Source organism: Shewanella sp. NKUCC01_JLK, from assembly GCF_019345615.1.
Taxonomy (GTDB): domain Bacteria; phylum Pseudomonadota; class Gammaproteobacteria; order Enterobacterales; family Shewanellaceae; genus Shewanella; species Shewanella oncorhynchi.
In genome coordinates this window covers 69,985-93,521 of the sequence record NZ_JAHKRD010000013.1, presented here as the reverse complement: position 1 = coordinate 93,521, position 23,537 = coordinate 69,985, and the positions used below count along the sequence as shown (strand labels likewise).

Below are 23,537 nucleotides of genomic sequence, written 5' to 3'. Positions count from 1 at the left end.
GGGGAACACTAACGTTCCCCTTTTTATTAACGATTTTGCAGTCGGTTGTAATCCAGCCACCCACTTTCTATCGGGTGATTGTCGAAAAAGATCTGATTGAGTTTGTCACTAAAGGCCCAAAACTTCGGATCAGTACGGCGTACACCCACCATATCTAACAGTGCTTCATAGTCTTTTTCAGTTTGCATTTTCTCTATTGTCGCCACGACGTTAGGCAAGTCTTGTTCTTTCACTCGCCAAAATGCCTCAGGATAACTACCCAATAAGCCATGCACTAAAGTGACATCATCTTTAGCGGGTTCGCGGTTACTCGCCTCATTAAACAGGCTCGAAATATTCCGATGGGCGCTATTGCGAACTAAGGTAAATATCTCAGCTTTACCCGCTTTTTCAGGTTCGACCATGATCATGGTTAGTTCAGGTAACAGGGTCGCTTGTGTGCCTTTTAATCGATCTAATGTGTGTAAAAGTGCTTTGCTATGTATTTGCAAGCTGCTGTTTTCTATGTAATATCGATTGGGTTGAACCTTAGCAACCTTCTGTCCGAGTTTTTGATACAGCTCGCCCTTTAGATCGTCGCTAAAGTAGAGTACGCCCGTAGGCTGATGAAAGGTGTTGATATCCCCTGCGATAAAGGCCGTGAGCTGAGTACCTGCCCCTTGATACCAATCACTCAACTGCTTGCGTCTTTCCTCCTGCGGCAATAGGGTCAGGAAATTCGATTCCCCCTCCATCCGTAAAAAATCCATGTATAAGCGAGTTAATAGCTGGTGGCCGTAGTTACCATAAACATCGAAACCCGCGACCAATAAATAGTGGATACGCTCCAGCAAGGCATAATCGATAATCCAAGCCGTTTTGGGCGGTTCGCCGACTAAGCCTTTGACCACTGTGGCATTGTCGAAGTGGCGTAGCACTGTCAGGCTGGCATTATCATTGGTGTCGTCGCCATCCCAGAGTCCGTCGATAGTGAGGTGCTGGCCGTTTTTGAATTTCTCGTTCAAGAACTGATTACGCGCCCGCATATATTTGCCTTGTTTGGCGGCATATTTCACCCAAGTTACGGCGAGTGCAGTGCTTTCTTCCTCCGCTGGCATACGTAGGTTTTCAAGTTGGGAATGGTAAAAGGCGCTAAAGTCAGTGTCGTCCATATAATCTGGAGTCACAAAGTACACCCAGAATCTATCGTTAATGACATTGAGCGCCACCTGACCACGGCACACTGGGCCTTTGATAAAGCCCATAATGGTATCTTGGGCGCGGGTCAGCATAAATCGATAGCGCGCACTGGCAGGAATTTGAATAAAAGCTTCAAAGGGATTGGCCGCAACGCTCGGCTTGTAGCTCGGCAGTTGAGTGACTGAGTAATCCGCATCGATAAACCATTGTTGCCAGTTATCCAGCAAGCCGGTATTCAAAGCGTAGGGGATATGGGTTTTATCGACTATGGTTGCCCGATAAGGCCGAAAGCGGTAATAGACTCGCTCCACCTTAGGATCATCGAAGGGACGACGGGAGGCGATAATATCCAGCGCTTGCCCCGGCGGCGTCCGAGAACGCACTAACTCGAAGAATAAAGGCTGGGTGTTCGGCTGATTCAAAGACTCAAAATATAAATGGAAGGCAAACAAATGCTCGTAGATGTAGCGTGCACTTAATTGGCTTTTTAAACTGTCGCCGTTTAAAAACTTCTCCCAGAGGGTTATTTCTGCAATAAATTCAGGTGTAAGCGCTTGTGCAAACGGCAGTGGCGCACCTTGCTCGAGCCAGTGCATCAACACTTGATGTTCATTCGCATTCAGTGCTGGCAAGCCATAAGGCATACCTGCAAGGGGCTGGCTTTGCTCGTATTTGTCCATTTCCTCTAGGCTGGCGCATTGCTGAACTCTGTCTAGGCTGAAATCAAAACGCTTATCTAAAATCTTGTCTTCGGGCAGGGGATGCATTTGCTTAAGCGTGAGCATTCTGGCTAATACCGAGGCTTGGGTATTGGCTTCTGGGGTTTGATCGCGCTCGTTTAGCATGGGGTAAAACCCGCGTTGACGCCAAGCTTCTGGGGTAAAGGCATCGACAAGTAAGCGATTAGGTGTGGCAGCGACTAAGCGTGTGCCTTGGTAAACCTTTTCCTTACTTGCCCCACGCTCTATACCTTCGCTTGAGGTCATTTTTAACTGACAGGGGGCATCGTAACAGGCATGACATACCACGCAGCGGCTATTGAGAATAGGCTCAACTTGTGTGTGCACAAACTCGGCTTGTTGAATAAATTGGTCGTTCAGCTGTGCATTTTCGACACGTTTTTGCGGTGAGCTAGTGCCAAACAGAGCATTAAAATCGATTTGCGCTACGCTGGCACAACCCGTCGCTAACAGCACTGTGACCAACAACAACCTCTTCCATCCCCCTTTTATCGCGCCCATTCACCGCTCCTTCATTTGCCGCATGCTATTTAGCAGAGTTAGGCTTTTTAGCCCACTGATAAGTATTACTTTAGCAGAAGAGTGTGTTGGATTTGAAATTTGCAGCCAGATGTTGTTCAAGGAGCTGACTTAAGTTGCCCTACAGACTTTTGGTCGCTGCTCGAAACTTGGGTAAGATAGCGGCTATAAAAGCGTACCTGTGATGGCTGTATTAATTGCACCAGTATTGTTGTGGCAATAACAAAAGGATGAAGTATGACTGCTGATAACCGCTATTTTTACGAACCGAGCAAAGGCCATGGCCTTGCACACGATCCTTTAAATGCGATTGTGGGGCCTCGACCGATCGGCTGGATTTCATCGCGGAATGCCGAGGGGCAACGCAATCTCGCACCTTACAGCTTTTTCAATTGTTTCAACTACAAACCACCCATCATCGGCTTTGCCAGCACAGGTTGGAAAGACAGTGTCGCCAATATCGTCGAAACAGGGGAGTTTGTGTGGAACCTCACCACTCGCGGCTTAGCCGAGCAGATGAATCAAACCTCCGCCATGCTGCCACGCGGTCAAGATGAGTTTAGTTTTGCAGGACTCACGGCTAAAGCTGGCACCATTGTTAAGGCCGATTTAGTGGCTGAAAGCCCAGTAAACTTCGAATGCAAATTGTCCCAATGTATTCAACTCACCGCCGCCAATGGCGACAAGATTGATACTTGGTTAGTGTTAGGTGAAGTGGTGGCCGTGCATATTGCTAAGCATTTACTCAATGCCGAGGGGATTTATCAAACTGCCCTTGCCGAGCCCGTATTACGTGCCGGCGGCCCATCGGCTTATTATGGGATCTGTGAAGATCTGCGTTTCGATCTACATAGACCACAAGTGTAGGGGGTTGCTCAGGTGCCGCAGGGCTTTGATTTTTTAAACTTCGTTTGAGTTTTGGGCATTAGTTTAACTGTTAACTTTTTAAATCTAAGTCAAAGTCGTGGGGCTTCACCCCACACCCGACCAAGGAGGACTGCTCGTCCTATCCTCCTTGGATTCTCCAAGACGCCCCTAACGGAGTTGAAAGCCCCTTGTGCTCATTGACAAATTTGCTATCGCTTCCGAAGGATGCATCCCTGCACCTGCGAAAGCTAGCTCGCCATCCATGTCGAGACTCACGCAATTTGTCTATTCGCCCTGCGGCAACTCCGAGGGTATGGTGTATCCCTTAAGTTTTAATGTTGTTAGTTAGCCCTGAAAGCCAAATAATTGTAAGTGTCTCAATTCTCCGCTGGGCTGAGACGCCGGATATATGTTGCAAAACCACCAATCATTAATAATCGATACTCTGTTGTAAAAGGTGATATATCAATTTAGCGTGAATGTAGTTTGAAAAGGAAAGTAGATTGGCCTTCTAAACCCGAAGTGACCATATATTCCTCATATTTTATTGATTTTCATGACTTTTTATTGTTGCGATCAAAGTTTTATTATTCATTACAGTCTTAAGGTGTTCGACCCACGTTTTTGTATAAAGATAATGATCAAAACCCTCTACGTAGCCTGCATATTCACCTTTAAAAGAGACCTCAATGCTCTGCGGTCTAGCCGTGAAGTATTTCCAACACTTTGTGTGCATTGCCATATTGAACTCAGAGAAATGGTCATTTAAAAGAGCGACCACCTTGCCTGGTTTTAACTTATATGGAGACTCAACTCCCTTAATAAAAGCTATACCACGTTCATAATTCATGAGCTGCTCAGCACTCAGTTTTTCTACATTAACAAACTCAATAGTCAAATCAGAGCTTTTTGCATGATTGCCTACTTTGGGGACCAAAAATGCTCTTAATCGGAAGTGTTGACTTTGAAACACATCTTCATCGAGGTCTTTTCTAAAAGTTTCCATGTATTCCCGAACAACACGGTAGTTTTCTCTTTGTAGCTGCTTCATTGCATCAATTTGAGCCTGCTCAGAAATTCTGGTTAACTGCATTGCAATGGCTAGATTTGCGCATAGCGTGTGCGTGTCTCCAAATTCCTTAATCAGAAGGTTCTCAAAATTAGAAAGAGCTGATTGGCATTCTCCTGCAACAGCAAGGTCCAAAGCAGGAAGACTTCGGTGTTCTATTCTGTTTCTTAGCCCAATCAAAAATTCAATATTAGCTACCTCAGCCGCTCCAGTATTTTGCCAGTAATACCGACAACATTTTGATAATTCCCAAGCTTTCGTATCCCCATCAATCATGACTGGATTACCAGAACCATCAAGATACCTATAATCCACCCCTTTTTTCTCGAAAATTGCGTGAAACAAGGAAGTGTAAGCAATCACAACATTCACTATAAACCCATAGGTTTTATAGTGAGTAAAAGGATTGTTATAGGTTGATACTGCTAGCAAGGCAAATTCCTTTGCTTTCTCAAGCAAAATACCTCGTGAAGATAGATCTGTAGTTTGTTGCAATTTTTGGCTGTGAACGGCCCTGAACTCTTCCAAACTCATGTAGGCAAAGCCCGAGCTGGAATAATCCATACCAATCTTCTCCACATACTGATGCCAACGCTTTGTTGGGTATGTTCTGCACGTTTCAACTGTCCAGTCTGTAGCTTCAGCAAGCTCTTTTATCGTGAAAGTTTCACCTGATCGTTCCTTACTAACAAGAAAGCTGAAAGCTCTGTCTACTTTTTGATATTTGCTGGTATGTGCTTTTGGCTGTACAAGTTGTTGCTCAGGCAGGTTAGAGATAAGCTCCAGAATTACTTCCAACGTAGCACTCGCCATTTGGTATTTTTGATAAAACGCTTTCTTAGTTCCGCACTCATCCAAAGCCGATTGAAGTTCAATTCGGGCTTTATTTTTACCTGCTAATTGCACCCAGTGTTCGATAGCGACATTTCTAGCCTTTCCAGAAAACTGACCTCCAGGCTTATAGTTACTGTTAATTTTTAAAATAGCTTCGGAGAATGACCAATCCTTATTTATTTGCATTATCTGATTCCTTTCTTAGTAGCTAGAGATTATTAACTAATCTGAACTAATGGCCCTCCTCGTGATCGATTTTTTTGACCACGAGAGCCCCATTACACTGGAGATCTTATGCATAAGTTAGTGGAAGCATTTTTCGATGTCGATGATTTTTTTGCTGTTTTCACACTCGAATAGTGATTTATAATGGGCGGCTAGATTTTCTATCTAAGGAGAGGTAAGTGCCCTTTGATTTATCGGAAGAACAACTAGTCCTAACTGAACTAGAGTTGGGTGCAACATTGCCACACGAATATCGTGAAGCAATGAAATTGGATAATGGTGGCGAGGCTGCTACGGCAGATGATGATTGGGAGTTGTACCCGATTAAAGATACTTCCGATAGAAAACGAATTTCCCGCACTTGTCATCACATCCTTTATGAAACTAGTTCCTGCAAAGGGTTCGGTCATTTCCCTGAGAATGCCATCACAATTGCGGGCAATGGGTTAGGTGACCAAATGGTTTTTATAAAAGAGTCAGGCAGGTTTTTGGACACGGTTTATTTGTGGCTTCATGAAACTGGCGAGCTTCAACAATTAGCCGCTTCTTTTAATGGAATTAAAAAGCTATAAATAGTGATAACAGTATGATTAAAATTAAATTTTTAACTCGTTAGCTACAGATAATACCTATCACCTGCGAAGTTGCTGAAGGGGTTGAAGAAAATCGCGTGAGCGATTTTCGAATAAGCACGAAGCCAGTCACTAATGCATGTAACTTCGCTAGGGTGAATGCTGCGCAGCAGCGTTATGAACGAGAGTCATGGATGACGAACTGGCAGTTAGATATGGAAGTTGTTCGTCTTGGAGAATCCAAGGGCGAAGGCCTACGGCCGCTTTGAGCGCGAGATATGGATATCGAGCTGGCTATTTAACATGGACGTTTTTGATAGGACGAGCAGTCCTCATTGGTCGGGTATGGGGTGAGTGACAATTGTCTAACGGTGAGCTGAGCGGCAACAGCGATCTTATCCACACGCCTCAGTGCTTCGACTCTAAATTCAGCGATTTTCTATGTCGCCATGATTCACCTTGCTAAGTGATTTAACTCACTTAGCAAGGTGTCTAAAGGTGTTGCTAGGTCTCAAATCGTCTACTGGTCAAATCCGTTGCGATTCTGACTGCTGAGATTATGCTAACTCAGGCACTGCAGAACCACTTCGTTCAACCCTACAAGCTCCAAAGTGAATAACCTGATATTCTGCTCCAGATTTTTTGATCGCTTCAAAAATATCAGAGAGATGTCGTTTATGCTTTTTATCCGTGACCAATGCAATATCAACATCTGGACTATATTTTCCATTTTGATGTTGCTGTATTAAGGCATGAGTATTTTCATGATGGTATAAGGCATAATCTTTCACTCTCCCGCCCTCAGTGACGCCATCTTTCTTATAAGTCGCCAAGTTCAGCATGTCATCTCTAATACTCTCAACCGACTTATTTCGACTATTCGCTAAGAGAACTAAATCGCTTTCACTGAGCCCTAGATGGGGCTCTAATCCTTTAAGCGCATCATTTGGTCGTTTATTCACTTCTGAAAGTACACTCGGCCCTTTAGTGAAGTTTTTATCCTCAGTATAGAAATCTATACGTAATCCAGTGGGTACATGTGTCCATCCATCACCGACCTGGCGGCGAAAGGCGGTTGACTTATTCTCAAGCTCTTTCCATCCGCCGTGAGTCAAAATAACTAATTGTTTAGCATGACCTGTTTGGCTTATCGCTATGCCATTATGATTGAAGACCCTTGGTGATATTTGTGCTGCTACATTTGGGATATTCCGAACACTTTTTACATTTTTGGAAAAATCATTTTCGCTTTTCCCTACAGTGCCAAATATTGATTGAGTGGAAGCTATGGGAATAATGGGTGATAAAATTGATTTTGGCATACAGACCTAAAAAGTTGAACTATAAGAGTTGGCATTCTTATCTTATATATCATTAATATCACTAGAAAATTTCCGAAGTATTCTGTAAAAATATTCCGTTAGTTCTTTTTACACTGAAAGAGATAAAAGAATAGAGACACCTAATCTTAATGGCGCGTAGTCAACTTCTGGCTATGTGATTCTCCGTGATGAGGATGCCGGGTTTATGAAAGCACCGGGATTACATTGGCAAGATGATCTTAGTCTTATAGTCACTAGACCGATAAGAGCGGACTGATAAGTGGTGAGCTGGCATTTAGCTTCTTCTGTCACGAGTGTTCTTCTCCTGAGGTTGAAGTCGTGATGATTGAAAGCCAGATTAATCTAAACTATAGGGTATGTGGGCTGTGAAGAGATTCACAGCTGATGTAGTTTACATCTTTACTATCTGTTAGTAATTTGATGACCCGCCCATTGTTAAACTTTCAGCAATCATGGCAGTAAAAAAGACTTTCAGGTTTCTGAGGAGTTTAAGGAGATTAAGCACTGGCATGTAAGTGACCGTTGGCGGCATGGATGCCGCCGTCGAGCCTATAGGGATATATTTACGGCGAGTCACTGGAATGACAGTGCTTAATAATTACATTATTCGCTGACTTGAAAATTTCTAGATCTTTAGAACACACCAATAAGTGAAATACGGCGTAATGTAAAAACAAAACCCCAGTAAAAACTGGGGTTTATTATTTAAGCCTTAGCTGGCAAAGGTTAGCCAGCTAAGCTAACCAATTATCGCGTTATTTGATAAACGCGAACGCATCTCCGTAGAGATGCGCTTCTTCTACACCAATCTCGCGGAAGATTTCCCGTGCAGCACCCACCATGTCGAAACGGCCGGCGATATAGATGTCGTAGCCATTTAAGCTGACAAAATCTTGTTTGATTTGCGCTAACAGATTGGCGGTTTTGCCTTGCCAATTTGCGGGAGCTTCTTCGATGACTGGCACAAAGTGTAACCAAGGGTGAGCGTCGTGCCATTGGCGAGCGATGGTTTCAAAATACATGGCATCTTGGGTGCGACAACCCCAATACAGCATAGTTTCAACTTGTTGGCCGAGGGCGATTTGGTGCTCGATGATACTTTTAATGTAAGAGAAACCTGTGCCGCCGGCGATTAACAGACGAGGGCGAATGCTTTCGTGACGCAGGTGGGCTTCGCCGCCTGGGGCTTCGATGTCGATAGTGCTGCCATCAATGGCGCAGGCTTTCAGGCGCTCGACCACTTGCATTGGGTAGCTTTCACTTACAGCGGCGCCAATGTGTAATTCGATCAGCTCGGCGTTTGGCGCTGATGCGATAGAGAAGGGGCGTTTATCTTTTTCACCCATGACAACACATAAGTATTGCCCCGCTTGGAAATCGAAGGCGGTTTCAGGCCTTAACAATACTTGATATACGGCATCGTTAAATGGGTTAACTTTCTCTATCTTACAACGTATGGTTTTCATCAAACTTCCTTTGCACCTTTCTTCAACAGTATGTGTCTAGGTGTCGCTTTAGAGGCCTGTTATTGGCCTATTCTCTTGGCTTAAGCCGATACTTGAGTAATGGCTTAAGCTGAATTATAGGGTTGGGCTGTCGTCTATGCCTAACTCATCCCAGATTGAGTCGATCTTTTGTTTTACTTTTGGATCCATCACGATTGGCGTGCCCCATTCGCGGTTGGTTTCACCTTCCCACTTATTGGTGGCATCGAGTCCCATTTTTGAGCCTAAGCCCGCAACGGGTGAAGCAAAATCGAGGTAGTCGATCGGGGTGTTTTCGATCATCACAGTATCGCGTTTAGGGTCCATGCGGGTGGTGATCGCCCAGATCACATCCTGCCAGTCACGACAGTTCACATCTTCATCCACTATGACAATAAACTTAGTGTACATAAATTGGCGCAGGAAAGACCAAGCGCCCATCATCACTCGTTTGGCATGTCCCGGATATTGTTTGCGAATGGAGATCACTGCCATGCGGTACGAACAACCCTCAGGCGGCAGATAAAAATCAACGATCTCAGGATATTGCTTACGCAAAATCGGCACAAACACTTCGTTTAATGCGACCCCCAGCATGGCGGGCTCATCCGGTGGACGGCCAGTGTAAGTGCTGTGGTAGATGGCATCTTTACGCTGAGTGATGTGAGTAACGGTAAATACTGGAAACTTATCGGTTTCGTTGTAGTAACCCGTGTGATCGCCGTAGGGGCCTTCTTCCGCCAGTTCCTCAGGATCGATATAGCCTTCGAGGATGATTTCACTGGTGGCGGGCACTTCTAAGTCACAGCTTAATGCCTTACAGACTTCGGTACGTTCACCGCGCAGTAAACCGGCAAAAGCGTATTCGCTCATGGAATCGGGGACTGGGGTGACGGCACCTAAAATGGTCACAGGATCGGCGCCGAGTGCGACCACAACCGGATAACGCTCACCGGGGAATTGTTGTTTAAAATCAGCAAAATCTAACGCGCCGCCACGGTGGGATAACCAGCGCATAATCAGCTTGTTTTTACCCAGTAATTGTTGGCGATAAATGCCTAAATTCTGACGACTCTTGCGCGGGCCTTTGGTGATGGTTAAGCCCCAGGTCACTAGTGGCGCGACATCGCCAGGCCAGCAATGCTGAATAGGCAATTGGGTTAAGTCGACCTCATCGCCGGTTTTGATGATTTGTTGGCAAGGCGGATTACGCACTGTCTTTGGCGGCATATTCAAGGCTTGCTTGAACATAGGGATCTTAGCGATCGCGTCTTTAAAACCGCGTGGTGGCTCAGGTTCCTTTAAAAAGGCTAACAGTTCGCCCACTTCGCGCAGGGCTAATGGGTCGTCTTTGCCGAGTGCCATGGCCACACGTTTTGGCGTACCGAACAGGTTTACCAACACGGGCATGTGATGATTTTTGGGATTTTCAAATAATAGCGCAGGGCCTTGAGCGCGTAATACGCGATCGGCGATCTCTGTCATTTCTAAATGAGGATCAACTGGGTAGCTAATGCGTTTGAGTTCGCCATTGGCTTCTAAGTGATCAATAAAGCTGCGTAAATCCTTAAAACTCATGTGGAAATAGCCTCTGCAGTGAAAATCCATGTGGCGCGCACTATAGCATTTTTCTGTTTTAGGGTTAACCAATTCAGTGATCTTCAAGCTTAGGAAGCGTAAAATGGTTACCAGTAAGTCGCGATAGATCTCGCTTACGCCCTTTATTTCGAGGTTTATATGAATATTCCTGTATGGTTTGCTCAAGAAAAGTGTGTTCAAAGTCAATCACATGGCGCGCATAAGCGGTCGCTAAAGTGCTTGGTTTTATCGCTTGCCGTGGGGATCTCACTTTTGGGGGCGCTCAGTGTGCCGACTGTGGCGGTGGCCGGAAATAGAGGCTATTCGGATCAAGACGAACGCCACGGTCATCGTGATAGCTACAGTCGTGGCGATAGTCATTACAACAATCGTCATGACAATTATTACGACAACCGCCATGTGCGCAAAGATAATCGCCATTATCGTCCCTATTATCGACCTTATTACCCTTGGGGTTTAGGGCTCGCTACGGGGTGGGGATCGGGTTGGAATGTTGGTTACGGTGTGAACACCCATTGGAACAATGATTGGGGTTGGAATACGTCGCGTGACGCCTACGCTCGAAATTACTGGAACTCGCCCTATTCGGGCATAGGTTTGTCGATTCCTATGGCCTATGATGATGAACCTGTGGCCATTTCTGCACCTGTACGGGTAACAACCAGTATGCAGTATTCTGCGAGTGAAGGCCGTATGGTGTCGAGTATGCCTGTAAATATGGCCGGACAAACGACTGGGCAACTGGTGTCGCAAACTAGTAATGCCGCAGGCAAAACAGCTGCAACTCCGCGCCCACGCGCACCGCACAGTGTGTCTAGCTTGCCGAGCAATGCTAGGGTTGTGCAGCAGGATGGTCGTACACTTTACGAGTGGCAAGGCACGCTTTACGCCTACGACTGGAACAGTCAAACCTATCAAGAACAGTTAGTCAGATAGATTTACATTACGTAAATGACTGAGAAATTGGAGCCCCTTAGTGGGCTCCAATTTATTTATCATCTTTTATTATCTTTTTATTAGTTATTTATCATCTTTTATTATCTTTTTATTAGTTATTTATCAGCTAGTTGTCGTTTTATAGCATAGCGGAGAAAACGTTTGAAAACCGTTCAACATCAGGTTCAAAATCCATCTGTCCAAAATCAGCATAAGGGCGCCAGTACATTATGGGTGTTACTTGCCTTAGCACTCGGAACATTCGCTTTAGGCACCACAGAATTTGCTTCCATGACCTTAGTGCCTTATATCGCGAGTGATTTAGGGGTAGAGGTTGCCCATGTGAGTTATGCCATTAGTGCCTATGCGCTGGGGGTTGTGGTCGGTTCGCCAATTATCATGGTGCTGGCCGTTAGGGTCAGACGGCGAACACTCTTGATTGCCTTAGCCGGGTTAATGGCGGTGGCCAATGGCTTAAGTGCGTTAGCGCCATCATTGAATTGGTTAATCTTTTTTCGTTTTCTCAGCGGCTTGCCCCACGGCGCTTATTTCGGCGTGGCTATGTTGCTCGCCGCCTCTTTAGTGCCGCCAGAAATGAAGGCCCGCGCCGTATCGCGGGTGATTATTGGCCTTACGCTGGCGACGATTATCGGTGTGCCGTTTGCGACTTGGATGGGGCAAACTGTGGGCTGGCGCTCTGGCATTGGCATAGTGGCAATTCTGGCGACCATTACCGCGATAATGGTGTATTTTTTAGCACCTAATCAAGCCGTGCCCGCTGATGCGAGTCCCAAAAAAGAGCTACAAACCCTTAAAAATCGTGAAGTCTGGCTGACGCTCGGTATCGCGGCCATTGGCTTTGGTGGTATCTTCTGCGTGTATACCTATCTGGCTGAAACCTTAATCCAAGTGACACAAGTCGAGCCGTTTAAGATCCCAATCATGATGGCGGTATTTGGTATTGGCGCAACATTGGGCACCTTAGTTTGCGGCTGGGCGGCGGATAAGTCGGCCTTAGCGGCGGCGTTTTGGTCGTTAGTGTTAAGCACTGTGGTGTTGGCGATTTACCCGAGTTTGACCGGACATTACTGGGCGCTGATGCCCGTGGTATTTTTTGTCGGTTGTGGGTTAGGGCTCGCCACTATTGTGCAAGCCAGATTGATGGATGTGGCGCCCGATGGGCAAGCCATGACAGGCGCTTTAGTGCAATGCGCCTTTAATCTTGCCAATGCAATTGGCCCTTGGGTGGGCAGTTTAGTGATCCTGTCTGGACAAGGCATTGCCGCAACAGGTTATGCGGCGTCTTTGTTGTCATTGGGAGGACTGCTGATGTGGTGGCTGACCCACAGAGAAAGCCGTCGCGTCGTTACCCTAAACACAGCAAACTGCGCCGACTAGCGAGCGCTAAGGAAGAGACGCAGTGGTCATATTCTGCGTCTCGAATCCGCACATTTAGCCCCTTTGTATGGTGATATCGGCGATATAACCATGCTCTGTGGCAACCAAGGCTTGTTTGAGCATGCCCGCCGCTTCATCGGCGGACATAAAGCTTGAGGTATCTAAAGCCTTACCGCTACTGGGCCAAAAGCCTGTGTCCATGCCACCGGGATACACGGCAATCAACTTCATTGGGCTTTGTTTAAGCTCTAATCGCACCGATTCGATAAATCCCCGTACCGCCCATTTTGCCGCGCAGTAAGTGGATTCTCCCGCCTTGGCGGCCAGTGCTGCGGTGGACATGACCACAACCACAGTGACCGCTTGATCTTTATAGCGTTTAACTAATTCCCGCACTAACAGAATCGTCGAGGTGACATTGTTATTGAGCAGGCTTTGGATATCGCTGGCGGTTTGGGTTTCAATCGCTCCAAAGTAGCCGCTGCCCGCGCAGTGGATCACGGTTTTAGGGGCTTGCGTTAGGCCATCGAACAGGGCTTCGAGACTCGATTCACTGGCGAGATCGGCGGTGATAGCAGCGATCGTTTTGTTGGAGAAAGGCGTTAATGCATTGGCGACGGTTTGCAGGCGCTCGGCATGGCGACCTGTGAGTGTCAGTGCTTCATTCTCTTTGGCGTAGAGCGATGCGAGCGCCGCGCCTAAACCACTGCTGGCGCCGGTAATTAATATCATAGTGACCTCGGTTAATGCTGTCTTGGTTTGAAAACCGCATCTTAAATCTAAGTGCGCTTCAATTCATGGGAAGGCGAGCGGTTAGATTAAGGTAAATAGTGGCTGATCGAATGCCACTTCATCGCCGTCTTTGGCCCAAATAGTGCTGACCACGCCATCGCGCTCGGCTTGGATGGGATTCATCATTCTCATCGCTTCGATAATGCAGATCACTTCACCTTGGCTCACTCGTTGACCGACTTTAACCAGCGGCACCTCATCGAGTTCTGCCGCCGCGTAAAAAGTGCCGACCATAGGTGAGACTTGTACAAAACCTTCTGTACTTGGCAAAATGCCTGTTTGCTTTGCCTGTTCACTCAAAGGCGTGACGCGTGCTCTGGGTAGCGTTTGCTGTGATTGCACATTGGCTGGCATAGGGCTGTAACGGGTGATGCGAATTGATTCTTCACCTTCGGTGATCGCCAGTTCTGCTATGTCAGATTCTTGTACTAACTCAATGAGTTTTTTAATTTTACGAAGATCCATTGCCATTTATCTGCCCTTGCAAAGCACGCTATTGAATGGGATTACTGTGGCTGGTTGAGCCGTTTAATGGCCGCTGCCAGCGCAAACTCATAACCCTGTGAACCGAAACCGCAAATCACACCTATCGCCTTATCGGAAAAATAGGAATGGTGGCGAAAGGCTTCACGGGCGTGCACATTGGATAAATGTACTTCAAAGAACGGAATTGCCACGCCAAGCAAGGCATCACGCAGGGCGACGCTGGTGTGAGTAAAGGCGGCGGGATTGATAATAATCATCTGGGCATCGGTCGCATGAATCGCATTGATTAGCTCAAATTCGGCGTTGGACTGAATATGTTCGAGCTCAACTCCCGCCAACTTTGCCTGCTGATTTAACTCCGCCACTATGTCGGCTAAGGTTTGATGACCGTAAACGCTGGGCTCGCGGCGGCCTAAGAGGTTGAGATTGGGGCCATTGACGAGCAAAATTTTGTGACTCATTGCGCTTTCCTTTACGGCATGCCTTGGGATTAATGTTGGGATTAAAGTTGGAATAAATTTATTTCAGTTTTCGACATAGGCCACTAACTTAACCTGTTCAAATCGATTTTGCATTATCCGTTAGTCGATTGTGTGCGAGCTGAGCATGTACGAGCCAATTATACCTTTGACATTTTGTGCCATTGTTGGCTGGGTTCAATTGCGGTTATTTCTCTGGTACCGGGTTAGTAATTGTCTAAGTTGGCTGTCAGTTGAGTTAATTGCCACCTAAGTTAACTGTCACCTAAGTTAATAGTCACTCTTCTGTTGACGCATGGCCTTAGTGGCACCTTTTTGTTTCTTGGTTTCTAATCGCCGAGTTTGGCTGCCTTTAGTGGCGCGGGTGGGGATGCGTTTTTTCTGCACTTCACCGACACTGGCAACCAAGGCGATAAATTGCTCCAAAGCCGTTTGGCGGTTGGCATCTTGGCTGCGACTCGCTTGGCATTTGATAATGATTTTGCCGCTTTTAGTGATGCGGTGATCCGCCTTGTTGAGCAAGCGTTCTTGGTAAAACTCGGGTAATGATGAGCTTTTAATATCGAAAATCAGCTGCGCAGCGGTGGACACTTTATTTAAGTGCTGGCCGCCTGCACCACTCGAACGGATAAATTGCCACTCGATTTCATTTTCCTGAAGTTCCACACGGTTTGAGATTTTTATCATGGCAAACTTAGGCATTTTTCAGCATGGATTGAGAAGCCATCAATAATGACTTATGGCTTTCCAATAGATTTGTTATCATCGGGCGCATTCTTTGCCGCTGCATTGGCTAAAGCCATTGCCTGCAAAAGTGTTCTCGATTCGGAGTGCCTCTATGTTATGCCAAATCCCCGATATTGCTAAGGGTGTTATCAGTCTTTTTGCCAGTGGCCGACTATCCTCCACCGATTATCGGACCCGTTTACAGCCTGCGATTAAGAGTTATCGTAAGGATTGGGGCCAAGTTTGCCTGTATATTGAGGCGGATGTGTTACTCGAAGGCTGGGAATTTGAGTCGTTGACCGGTAGTGGTGAAGTCCAATTACCGAATTTTGAAGCCTTAGTATTTGTGGGCGGCCCTGATTGGGTAGGAAATGCGGTGCGCTTACTCGGGCCTTTTATGCAGGGCGAAGTGGCTTGGTTTCCACTCGAACAGAAAGCCAAAGCGATTGCTTGGATCACTAAGCGTTCGAATATTTAATGGTCTAATTTAGGCCATATTTACAAGGAATTAAGTATGTCATTATTGAAATTGCGCTCTTTTTCTTCGCTGACCGTTTCTAAGGTCAGTGCGATTGCGTTAGTGTTGGCATTTACCGCTGGACTGAGTGCCTGCGCGCCAGAAGTGGGCAGTGATGCTTGGTGTAAACAGATGAAAAATAAGCCGTCTGGCGATTGGACTGCTAACGAAGCCGCTGATTATGCTAAGCACTGTGTATTTAAATAAGCACTGTGTATTTAAATAAGTGTTGCGTGTTTAAATAAGCACTGAGTGTTTAAGTCAGCGTTAGCCTTTAGAGATCACAGCTTGAAAGACTTTGCTTGCGAGCTGTGAACTTATGTTTATCATACGGGTCACATACGGGTCAGATGTTCCGTTATCCGTTATCCGTTATCCGTTATCCGTTATCCGTTATTTGCTATAGGTGATATTTGAATTCTACCGCTAAGCCATTTTTTACTCGAATGGTGACCCTACTGATAGCCATTATCGTGCTGCAATTTGCTGGCGCGAATTTGGGTGCGCATCAGTTACATGCGGGCAATGGCGCGGAAGAAGCTGAGAATCATCCCCATCTGCAATTTAGTGCTCAAGTGACCACTTTGGCCCAATGTGTCGATTGCGTTTGTCCAAGCGAGCAAGCCTTAGGCTTTGCGGACTCCACGGGTGTCACCAGTAATCACACGGGAGAAAACCAAAGCAGCGGATTTCATTCCCACTTAGTGAAAACCACTGAAATACAAGATTTTGACCTATGCCTCGACTGCCAATGCCATGGCGGTCATGTGGCGTTGTTATCTCAGGCAGTGAGTCAGCCTGTACAGGCGTTAGAAAGCGTCTATCTGCCTACCGATGTATCCTATTTTCCGCCTGAAAATTTACCTAAATACCGCCCTCCTATCGCTTAATTCTCTAATATTCGGCTTATTTCTCGGCCTATGACGATTGATTCATCTGATTGGATCTCATTCTATTTTGCCGCGTGATAAGCCCGTTATGTTCATCCCCCAAAAGATACGCTTGAACTGATGCTCGCAGCGTTAACTGTTGGAGCCGTCATTGGCTTTTTAGCCGCGCACTGTATTGCTTGGCGGGATGATTCGATCGGCGCTTATTTGCCATGCCCAGAACGATATGATTGCTTTGCATTGAGCTATTTAAATGAAGCTCACATCTAGCCGTTTCGCTTTGGGCGCAAAAGTCAGCCGATCCACATTCGATATTGTTAGGATTTGCGATGAAAAAAACGATTCTCGCCCGTACTTTAGTTTGTCTGTTTAGATCGGGCTTGTTTAGCTGCGGATTAGTATTGGCCGCCGGATTGCTAGCCTTTGCCCTCGCGGCAGAAAATGACTCTCTTGAAGTCAATGTCCTTGAAGTCAAGGTCCTTGAAACCAAAGCCTCTGAAGCTAATGCCCCTGAAATCAAAGCCTCTGAAGTTGAGGCATTTAAGGCGCAATCACTGGGCTTACCCGCCAAAGAAACCGACACGGCACATGTCAACTTTAGCCAATGGTTGCCTGAGTTACTCAAACAGTTCAATCAGTTACCTGAAGTTCAGGCGCAACTTGTAAGGCAGCAACAGGCCAAACTGGCCATTCAGGCGGCAAATCGCGCTGTGTATAACCCAGAACTTGGGCTTAATTATCAAAATGCTGATACAGATGCCTACAGCTTAGGGCTCAGTCAAACCCTCGATTGGGGCGACAAGCGCGGCGTGGCGACACAGCGTGCCGAGCTTGAAGCACAAATCCTGTTAGCGGACATAGGGTTAGAGCGTAGCCAAATGTTGGCCGAACGCTTACAGGCCTTGGCAGAACAGGCGCAAAGCCGTAAGGCGCTGACCTTTGCCGAGCAGCAATTAAGGTTCACCAAGGCGCAGCTTAATATTGCTGAGCAGCGATTGGCGGCGGGGGATTTATCCAACGTCGAGCTGCAATTGATACAACTCGAAGTCGCCTCTAATACTGCCGACTACGCCTTAGCCGAGCAGGTGGCCTTAGTGGCCGATGGCAAAGTAATTGAATTACTTGGGGATAATAATTTCGCTTTTAGTGAGTTTATCAAGGAGATCCATTTCTTTGTGACTCAGGCTAAGCAAGCGCCAGCGGCCGAGTTGGGCACGTCTAAATCAGCCTTGCCAGCCCTGGCGAGTGCTTATCAGCAAGTGCTGCTCGCCAGAGTTAATGTCATGCAAGTCAAAGCGGAAGCTTCAGCTGACCCGACTATTAGCCTAGGCGCTGAAAAGGAAGGCACGGACAATAAGCTCGGTGTCGGCGTGTCGATTCCTCTACAAGTTCGCAATAACTACAGTGAGTTGCAAGCCGTAGCCGATAAGGGCATCGCTATCGCGGAGCAAGGCTATCTTGCCCGTGAGCGAGTGCTTACCGCTAAGCAGAAACAATTCCTCTATGCGTTACCGCGTTTACTCGAACGTTACCAAGACTGGCGCGAGTTAGTGCAAGTGTCAGGTGCTAAAGCCGCTAAATCCTTAAGCCAACAATGGCAGGCGGGGGATGTGAGTACTAGCGAGTACTTACAGAGCCGTCGTCAGTTAGCCGCCAGTTATTTGGTGGGCTTAAACCTAGAAACGGCTATCTATCAAAGTTGGTTAAATTGGATGGGCGAAAGCGGCCAGCTTATGCCTTTTATCGAAAAGCTCATTATAGAAAAGCTAAATGCAGTCCCTTCGATAACATCTAATACCGCCGTACGCACAGTAAACCCATGAGGTCACAATAATGAATTCAAATACTCACCATGAAAATGTCCTTCAACTGGATGCTGTAACGACGTCTGAAAAGCGTCGGTTTAACCTATCAAAAATCGCTCTCGCATTATTCGTGCTGAGCACGCTGGCATTTCTCGCTCAGCCTGTATTGGCTGGCGGTGATCACGCCCCCGTCGCTAAGGAAAGTGGCGATTCGGTAACGCAAATGGCGTCGACGGATGAACACGGCGAACAGGCGCTGAAATTGACCGAAGCGCAGCAAGCCTTGGCGGGGATTAACTTATTACCTTTGTCGAGCGATAGCTTGAACCTAGCCAATTTGAATCTCGATATTAGGGCGACGGCGACCTTAGTGGTGGATCGCGATCGAACCGCGACCCTTGCGCCGCAGCTCGATGTGCGTGTGTTGGCGCGCCATGTGGTGCCGGGACAAGAAGTGAAAAAAGGTGAGCCTTTACTTACCTTGGGTGGCGCCGCCGTTGCGCAGGCACAGGCGGACTACATTAATGCCGCTGCCGAATGGAGTCGAGTCAAACGCATGAGTGAAGGTGCGGTTAGCGTCAGTAGGCGGATGCAGGCGCAGGTGGATGCCGAACTTAAACGGGCAATTTTAGAGGCCATTAAGATGACGCCCGCGCAAATTCGTGCACTGGAATCGACGCCCGAAGCCATAGGCAGTTATCAACTCTTAGCGCCAATTGACGGCCGAGTGCAGCAGGATATCGCCATGCTAGGTCAAGTGTTTAGCGCGGGCACGCCCTTAATGCAACTGACCGATGAATCCTATTTATGGGTGGAGGCGCAGTTAACCCCAACTCAAACTACGTATATCCAGGTTGGCAGTTCAGCTTTAGTGCAAGTAGGGGATAAGACGTTGGCAGGTAAGATCATCGGTCGCTCCCATGAACTCGACAGCGTAACGCGCACCGAGCAAGTGCTGGTGAGTATGCCCAATCCTGATCATGTGTTGCATGCGGGGCAATTTGCTGAATTGTACTTTGCTGGCTCTACTACCGATCCAAACGGCAGTGGCATAGTGCTGCCCGATGCGGCGTTGACCCGTGGCGGCGATGGCGATTGGCAGATTTTTATTCAAGATGAGGATGGCTTTGAGTCCATTGAGGTAGAAGTGGTGCAACGTCAACGCGGCTTGAGTCTAGTGCGTGGACCTGAGCTTGAAAAAGCCCAACAGGCACAGCTCAAGGTTGTGGTGGCTGGCGCGTTCTTCTTGGCATCCGAGCAGGCGAAAGCGGGCTTTGATATTCACGCCCACTAATATGAGCGCCCTCATTTTGGAGATTTTCTATGTTGCAAAAGTTAATCGAAGCCGCGATTAAAAATCGGCTGTTAGTGGTATTGGCTCTGCTCGCCGTGATTGTGGGCTGTGTGGCCATGCTGCCAAAGTTGAATCTCGATGCCTTTCCTGATGTGACTAACGTGCAAGTGACCATCAATACTGCGGCCGAAGGCTTAGCCGCTGAAGAGGTGGAAAAACTTATCAGTTATCCGGTGGAATCGGCCATGTACGCCTTGCCAGCCGTGACTGAGGTGCGCTCGTTATCGCGTACTGGTTTGTCGATTGTGACTGTGGTATTTGCCGAGGGGACAGATATTTACTTCGCCCGTCAGCAAGTGTTTGAACAGTTACAGGCGGCGCGGGAGATGATCCCAAGCGGCGTTGGAGTGCCGGAAATCGGCCCCAATACCTCGGGATTAGGGCAGATTTATCAGTATATTCTGCGTGCAGAACCTAACTCTGGCATTAATGCCGCCGAGCTGCGTAGCTTAAATGATTATCTGGTGAAGTTGATATTGATGCCCGTGGGCGGCGTGACTGAAGTCTTGTCTTTTGGTGGCGATGTGCGCCAATACCAAGTGCAGGTCGACCCGAATAAACTGCGTGCCTATGGCTTGTCGATGGCGCAGGTGACCGAAGCGCTAGAGAGCAATAACCGCAACGCTGGCGGTTGGTTTATGGACCAAGGCCAAGAGCAACTTGTGGTGCGCGGCTATGGCATGTTGCCCGCAGGAGATGCGGGATTAGCGGCGATCGCGCAGATCCCTCTGACCGAAGCCAGCGGTACGCCAGTGCGTATTGGCGATATCGCTCAGGTGGATTTCGGCAGTGAGATCCGTGTCGGGGCTGTGACTATGACGCGCCGCGATGAATCTGGCCAAGTGCAAAATCTCGGTGAAGTGGTGGCTGGTGTCGTGCTCAAACGCATGGGGGCAAACACTAAGGCGACGATTGACGATATTGGTGCGCGGGTGAGCCTTATTGAGCAGGCATTGCCCGATGGCGTGTCCTTTGAGGTGTTTTACGACCAAGCGGATCTGGTCGATAAGGCTGTGACCACAGTGCGCGACGCGCTGCTAATGGCCTTTGTGTTTATCGTGGTGATCTTAGCGTTGTTCCTCGTCAATATCCGCGCGACCTTGCTGGTGCTGTTGTCGATTCCAGTGTCTATCGGGCTCGCACTTATGGTGATGTCCTATTATGGTCTGTCGGCAAACCTGATGTCGCTTGGCGGTTTAGCTGTGGCGATTGGTATGCTAGTCGATGGCTCTGTGGTGATGGTAGAGAATATTTTCAAACACTTAACCCAACCGGATCGCCGCCATTTACCTGAGGCGAGGGCGCGTGCCGATGGTGAGGACGATCCCTATCACAGTGAGGAGGATGGCGCTAAAGCCAGTGGGGATGTCAGCGAATCGAATATGGTTATTCGGATCATGCTCGCGGCAAAAGAGGTGTGTAGTCCAATCTTCTTCGCCACCGCCATTATTATCGTCGTATTTGCACCGTTATTTGCCCTCGAAGGGGTTGAGGGTAAATTGTTTCAGCCGATGGCGGTCAGTATCATTTTGGCTATGATGTCGGCGTTGCTGGTGGCGCTGATTGCCGTGCCAGCCCTTGCTGTGTATCTGTTTAAGCGCGGTGTGCTGCTTAAACAAAGTGTGATTTTAGCGCCACTGGATACCGCTTATCGCAAGTTACTGACGGCAACGCTTGCTAGGCCAAAGGTGGTGATGTTCAGCGCCTTGGTGGTGTTCGGCTTGAGTCTATTATTGCTACCAAGGCTGGGTACCGAATTTGTGCCTGAACTGGAGGAAGGCACGATTAACTTGAGGGTGACGCTGGCACCAACAGCGAGTTTAGGTACTTCGCTCCAAGTAGCACCTAAGCTTGAGGCTATTTTGCTAGCATTTCCCGAGGTGGAATATGCCCTGAGCCGCATTGGTGCACCTGAATTGGGCGGCGATCCCGAGCCTGTGAGTAATATTGAAGTCTATATTGGCTTGAAACCGATAGCAGAGTGGCAGTCGGCAAGCTCGCGTTTGGAACTGCAACGCTTGATGGAGGAAAAGCTCAGCGTGTTCCCTGGACTCTTGTTGACCTTTTCGCAGCCGATTGCGACTCGGGTAGATGAATTACTTTCGGGGGTAAAAGCCCAGCTAGCGATTAAAATCTTCGGCCCTGATTTAGCGGTATTGTCACAGAAAGGCCAAGCACTTACTGATCTCGTTGCGAAAATCCCTGGTGCCGTGGATGTGTCGCTTGAGCAAGTGAGCGGCGAGGCGCAATTAGTCGTGCGGCCCAAACGCGAGCTATTGGCGCGTTACGGCATCAGTGTCGATCAAGTGATGAGCCTCGTCAGCCAAGGCATTGGCGGCGCGAGTGCAGGGCAAGTGATCGATGGCAATGCCAGATACGACATCAATGTGCGACTCGCGGCCGAGTTTCGCCAAAGCCCTGATGCGATTAAAGACTTGTTACTCAGCGGCACGAATGGCGCCACAGTGCGCTTAGGGGAAGTCGCCAGCGTCGAAGTGGAAATGGCGCCGCCGAATATTCGCCGTGACGATGTGCAGCGCCGTGTTGTGGTGCAGGCCAACGTGGCGGGGCGCGATATGGGCTCGGTTGTAAAAGATATTTATGCCCTAGTGCCAAAGGCGGATTTGCCAGCGGGATATACAGTGATCATTGGCGGCCAATATGAGAATCAGCAGCGAGCGCAGCAAAAGTTGATGCTAGTGGTGCCGATTTCTATCGCCTTGATTGCCTTGTTGTTGTACTTCTCCTTTGGTTCATTCAAGCAAGTGTTGCTCATCATGGCGAACGTGCCCTTAGCTTTGATTGGCGGCATAGTGGCCCTGTATGTCAGTGGTACTTATTTGTCAGTGCCTAGCTCTATTGGCTTTATCACTCTATTTGGGGTGGCTGTGCTCAACGGTGTGGTGCTGGTGGATTCGATTAATCAGCGCAGGCAAAGCGGCGAAGCACTCTATGATTGTGTTTATGAGGGCACTGTGGGGCGTTTACGGCCGGTATTGATGACGGCACTCACCTCGGCCTTAGGCTTGATCCCGATTTTATTGTCATCGGGTGTTGGCAGTGAGATCCAAAAGCCCTTGGCAGTGGTGATTATCGGTGGCTTGTTTAGCTCGACGGCGCTGACCTTACTCGTCTTGCCGACCTTGTATCGCTGGCTATATCGCGGCGATAAGCGCATTGATGAGCTCGGTTAATCACAAGTAAGCCGTCATCGTGGGCAATAACTTGTTATGTTTCGGGTTATTGCCTTTCGTTGTAGGCAGGGTTATCACATTGACTAAAACTCTAAAAATCAGTGAGCTAAAGAGTGATAGATGGGCTAGTCTTAGAGTCGACATTAAGGACATTCATTTCTGGAGAACATTATGATTGCGGTAATTTTTGAAGTCATCCCGACAAAGGAAGGGAAGGAAGAGTATCTGCACGTGGCCGCTGAAATGCGCCAATATTTAGAAGGCCGCAAGGGATTGATTTCGATCGAACGTTTTCAGAGCTTAACCGACGATGGCAAAGTACTAAGCCTGTCGTTTTGGGAGGACCAAGCCTCTATTACCCAATGGCGCAATCAGATGGCCCACAGCATTGCCGAGCAAACGGGTATCGTGCCCTGTTTGTTTAACTCTTATCGCATTCGGGTGGCAGAAGTAGTGCAAGATTACAGTGAAACTGTGCATGTTGAAGCTGAGTAATCACTTATCTCGCTGATGTAAAAACAAAACCCAT

Annotated in this window: 21 protein-coding genes; 12 read left to right on the top strand and 9 right to left on the bottom strand. The window is 47.8% G+C overall.

Annotated features, from left to right (window positions below; translation table 11 throughout):
- Positions 1 to 26 precede the first annotated feature (26 nt).
- Complete coding sequence (locus tag KO537_RS15155; RefSeq protein ID WP_173247769.1) at positions 27 to 2,420, bottom strand: fatty acid cis/trans isomerase; 2,394 nt, start codon at positions 2,418 to 2,420, stop codon at positions 27 to 29.
- A 255-nt stretch (positions 2,421 to 2,675) separates the two neighbouring features.
- On the opposite strand from KO537_RS15155, the gene KO537_RS15150 reads away from it, so the two are divergent.
- Entirely contained in the window at positions 2,676 to 3,305 is a 630-nt protein-coding gene (locus KO537_RS15150; RefSeq protein WP_012588671.1) for a flavin reductase family protein, read from the top strand.
- 544 nt (positions 3,306 to 3,849) lie between these two features.
- On the opposite strand, the gene KO537_RS15145 is transcribed toward KO537_RS15150, so the two are convergent.
- Positions 3,850 to 5,394, bottom strand: coding sequence for a DUF3644 domain-containing protein (locus KO537_RS15145; protein ID WP_251071120.1), 1,545 nt, complete (start codon positions 5,392 to 5,394; stop codon positions 3,850 to 3,852).
- Between the two features lie 218 nt (positions 5,395 to 5,612).
- Here KO537_RS15145 and KO537_RS15140 point away from each other — a divergent pair, with 218 nt between their 5' ends.
- Positions 5,613 to 6,005, top strand: a complete 393-nt coding sequence (locus tag KO537_RS15140) for an SMI1/KNR4 family protein (protein WP_173247766.1) — start codon at positions 5,613 to 5,615, stop codon at positions 6,003 to 6,005.
- A 98-nt stretch (positions 6,006 to 6,103) separates the two neighbouring features.
- Positions 6,104 to 6,274, top strand: coding sequence for a hypothetical protein (locus KO537_RS15135; RefSeq protein WP_219234772.1), 171 nt, complete (start codon positions 6,104 to 6,106; stop codon positions 6,272 to 6,274).
- Positions 6,275 to 6,562: 288 nt separating this feature from the next.
- Here the strand turns inward: KO537_RS15135 and KO537_RS15130 are convergent, their stop codons facing one another.
- The 3 genes from KO537_RS15130 to ubiD form a co-directional block, all read right to left on the bottom strand.
- Positions 6,563 to 7,327 carry a putative adhesin gene (locus KO537_RS15130; protein ID WP_173247763.1) on the bottom strand — a complete coding sequence of 255 codons (765 nt, stop codon included), beginning with the start codon at positions 7,325 to 7,327 and terminating at the stop codon, positions 6,563 to 6,565.
- A gap of 776 nt (positions 7,328 to 8,103) precedes the next feature.
- Positions 8,104 to 8,814, bottom strand: coding sequence for an NAD(P)H-flavin reductase (fre, locus tag KO537_RS15125; protein WP_028759394.1), 711 nt, complete (start codon positions 8,812 to 8,814; stop codon positions 8,104 to 8,106).
- 114 nt (positions 8,815 to 8,928) lie between these two features.
- Entirely contained in the window at positions 8,929 to 10,410 is a 1,482-nt protein-coding gene (gene ubiD, locus KO537_RS15120; RefSeq protein WP_173247757.1) for a 4-hydroxy-3-polyprenylbenzoate decarboxylase, read from the bottom strand.
- 159 nt (positions 10,411 to 10,569) lie between these two features.
- Between ubiD and KO537_RS15115 the strand changes: the two genes are divergently transcribed.
- Positions 10,570 to 11,367 carry a hypothetical protein gene (locus tag KO537_RS15115; protein ID WP_219234771.1) on the top strand — a complete coding sequence of 266 codons (798 nt, stop codon included), beginning with the start codon at positions 10,570 to 10,572 and terminating at the stop codon, positions 11,365 to 11,367.
- 162 nt (positions 11,368 to 11,529) lie between these two features.
- Positions 11,530 to 12,765 carry an MFS transporter gene (locus KO537_RS15110; protein WP_028759320.1) on the top strand — a complete coding sequence of 412 codons (1,236 nt, stop codon included), beginning with the start codon at positions 11,530 to 11,532 and terminating at the stop codon, positions 12,763 to 12,765.
- A gap of 54 nt (positions 12,766 to 12,819) precedes the next feature.
- On the opposite strand, the gene KO537_RS15105 is transcribed toward KO537_RS15110, so the two are convergent.
- From KO537_RS15105 to arfB, 4 genes are all read right to left on the bottom strand, one after another.
- Positions 12,820 to 13,497: an SDR family NAD(P)-dependent oxidoreductase gene (locus KO537_RS15105; protein WP_113939203.1), complete on the bottom strand. Its 678-nt coding sequence runs from the start codon at positions 13,495 to 13,497 to the stop codon at positions 12,820 to 12,822.
- An 81-nt stretch (positions 13,498 to 13,578) separates the two neighbouring features.
- Complete coding sequence (gene accB, locus KO537_RS15100; RefSeq protein ID WP_219234770.1) at positions 13,579 to 14,028, bottom strand: acetyl-CoA carboxylase biotin carboxyl carrier protein; 450 nt, start codon at positions 14,026 to 14,028, stop codon at positions 13,579 to 13,581.
- A 35-nt stretch (positions 14,029 to 14,063) separates the two neighbouring features.
- Positions 14,064 to 14,504: a type II 3-dehydroquinate dehydratase gene (gene aroQ, locus KO537_RS15095; RefSeq protein WP_028759381.1), complete on the bottom strand. Its 441-nt coding sequence runs from the start codon at positions 14,502 to 14,504 to the stop codon at positions 14,064 to 14,066.
- 288 nt (positions 14,505 to 14,792) lie between these two features.
- Positions 14,793 to 15,224 carry an alternative ribosome rescue aminoacyl-tRNA hydrolase ArfB gene (gene arfB / locus KO537_RS15090; RefSeq protein WP_011787977.1) on the bottom strand — a complete coding sequence of 144 codons (432 nt, stop codon included), beginning with the start codon at positions 15,222 to 15,224 and terminating at the stop codon, positions 14,793 to 14,795.
- Between the two features lie 136 nt (positions 15,225 to 15,360).
- On the opposite strand from arfB, the gene KO537_RS15085 reads away from it, so the two are divergent.
- The 7 genes from KO537_RS15085 to KO537_RS15055 all read left to right on the top strand — a co-directional run bounded on the left by KO537_RS15085 (position 15,361) and on the right by KO537_RS15055 (position 23,503).
- The gene (locus KO537_RS15085; protein ID WP_105250333.1) at positions 15,361 to 15,726 is read left to right on the top strand and encodes an STAS/SEC14 domain-containing protein; all 366 of its coding nucleotides are present in this window, start codon (positions 15,361 to 15,363) and stop codon (positions 15,724 to 15,726) included.
- A gap of 36 nt (positions 15,727 to 15,762) precedes the next feature.
- Positions 15,763 to 15,972 (top strand): DUF3012 domain-containing protein, encoded by a 210-nt coding sequence (locus KO537_RS15080; protein WP_219234769.1) that lies wholly within the window; start codon positions 15,763 to 15,765, stop codon positions 15,970 to 15,972.
- A 239-nt stretch (positions 15,973 to 16,211) separates the two neighbouring features.
- On the top strand, positions 16,212 to 16,655 hold the full coding sequence (locus KO537_RS15075; protein ID WP_219234802.1) for a hypothetical protein: 444 nt from the start codon (positions 16,212 to 16,214) through the stop codon (positions 16,653 to 16,655).
- A gap of 329 nt (positions 16,656 to 16,984) precedes the next feature.
- Positions 16,985 to 18,478 (top strand): TolC family protein, encoded by a 1,494-nt coding sequence (locus KO537_RS15070; protein ID WP_219234768.1) that lies wholly within the window; start codon positions 16,985 to 16,987, stop codon positions 18,476 to 18,478.
- A gap of 10 nt (positions 18,479 to 18,488) precedes the next feature.
- Entirely contained in the window at positions 18,489 to 19,754 is a 1,266-nt protein-coding gene (locus KO537_RS15065; protein ID WP_219234767.1) for an efflux RND transporter periplasmic adaptor subunit, read from the top strand.
- 29 nt (positions 19,755 to 19,783) lie between these two features.
- Positions 19,784 to 23,008, top strand: coding sequence for an efflux RND transporter permease subunit (locus tag KO537_RS15060; protein ID WP_219234766.1), 3,225 nt, complete (start codon positions 19,784 to 19,786; stop codon positions 23,006 to 23,008).
- A gap of 171 nt (positions 23,009 to 23,179) precedes the next feature.
- Positions 23,180 to 23,503, top strand: coding sequence for an antibiotic biosynthesis monooxygenase (locus KO537_RS15055; RefSeq protein ID WP_025008611.1), 324 nt, complete (start codon positions 23,180 to 23,182; stop codon positions 23,501 to 23,503).
- Positions 23,504 to 23,537: the final 34 nt, after the last annotated feature.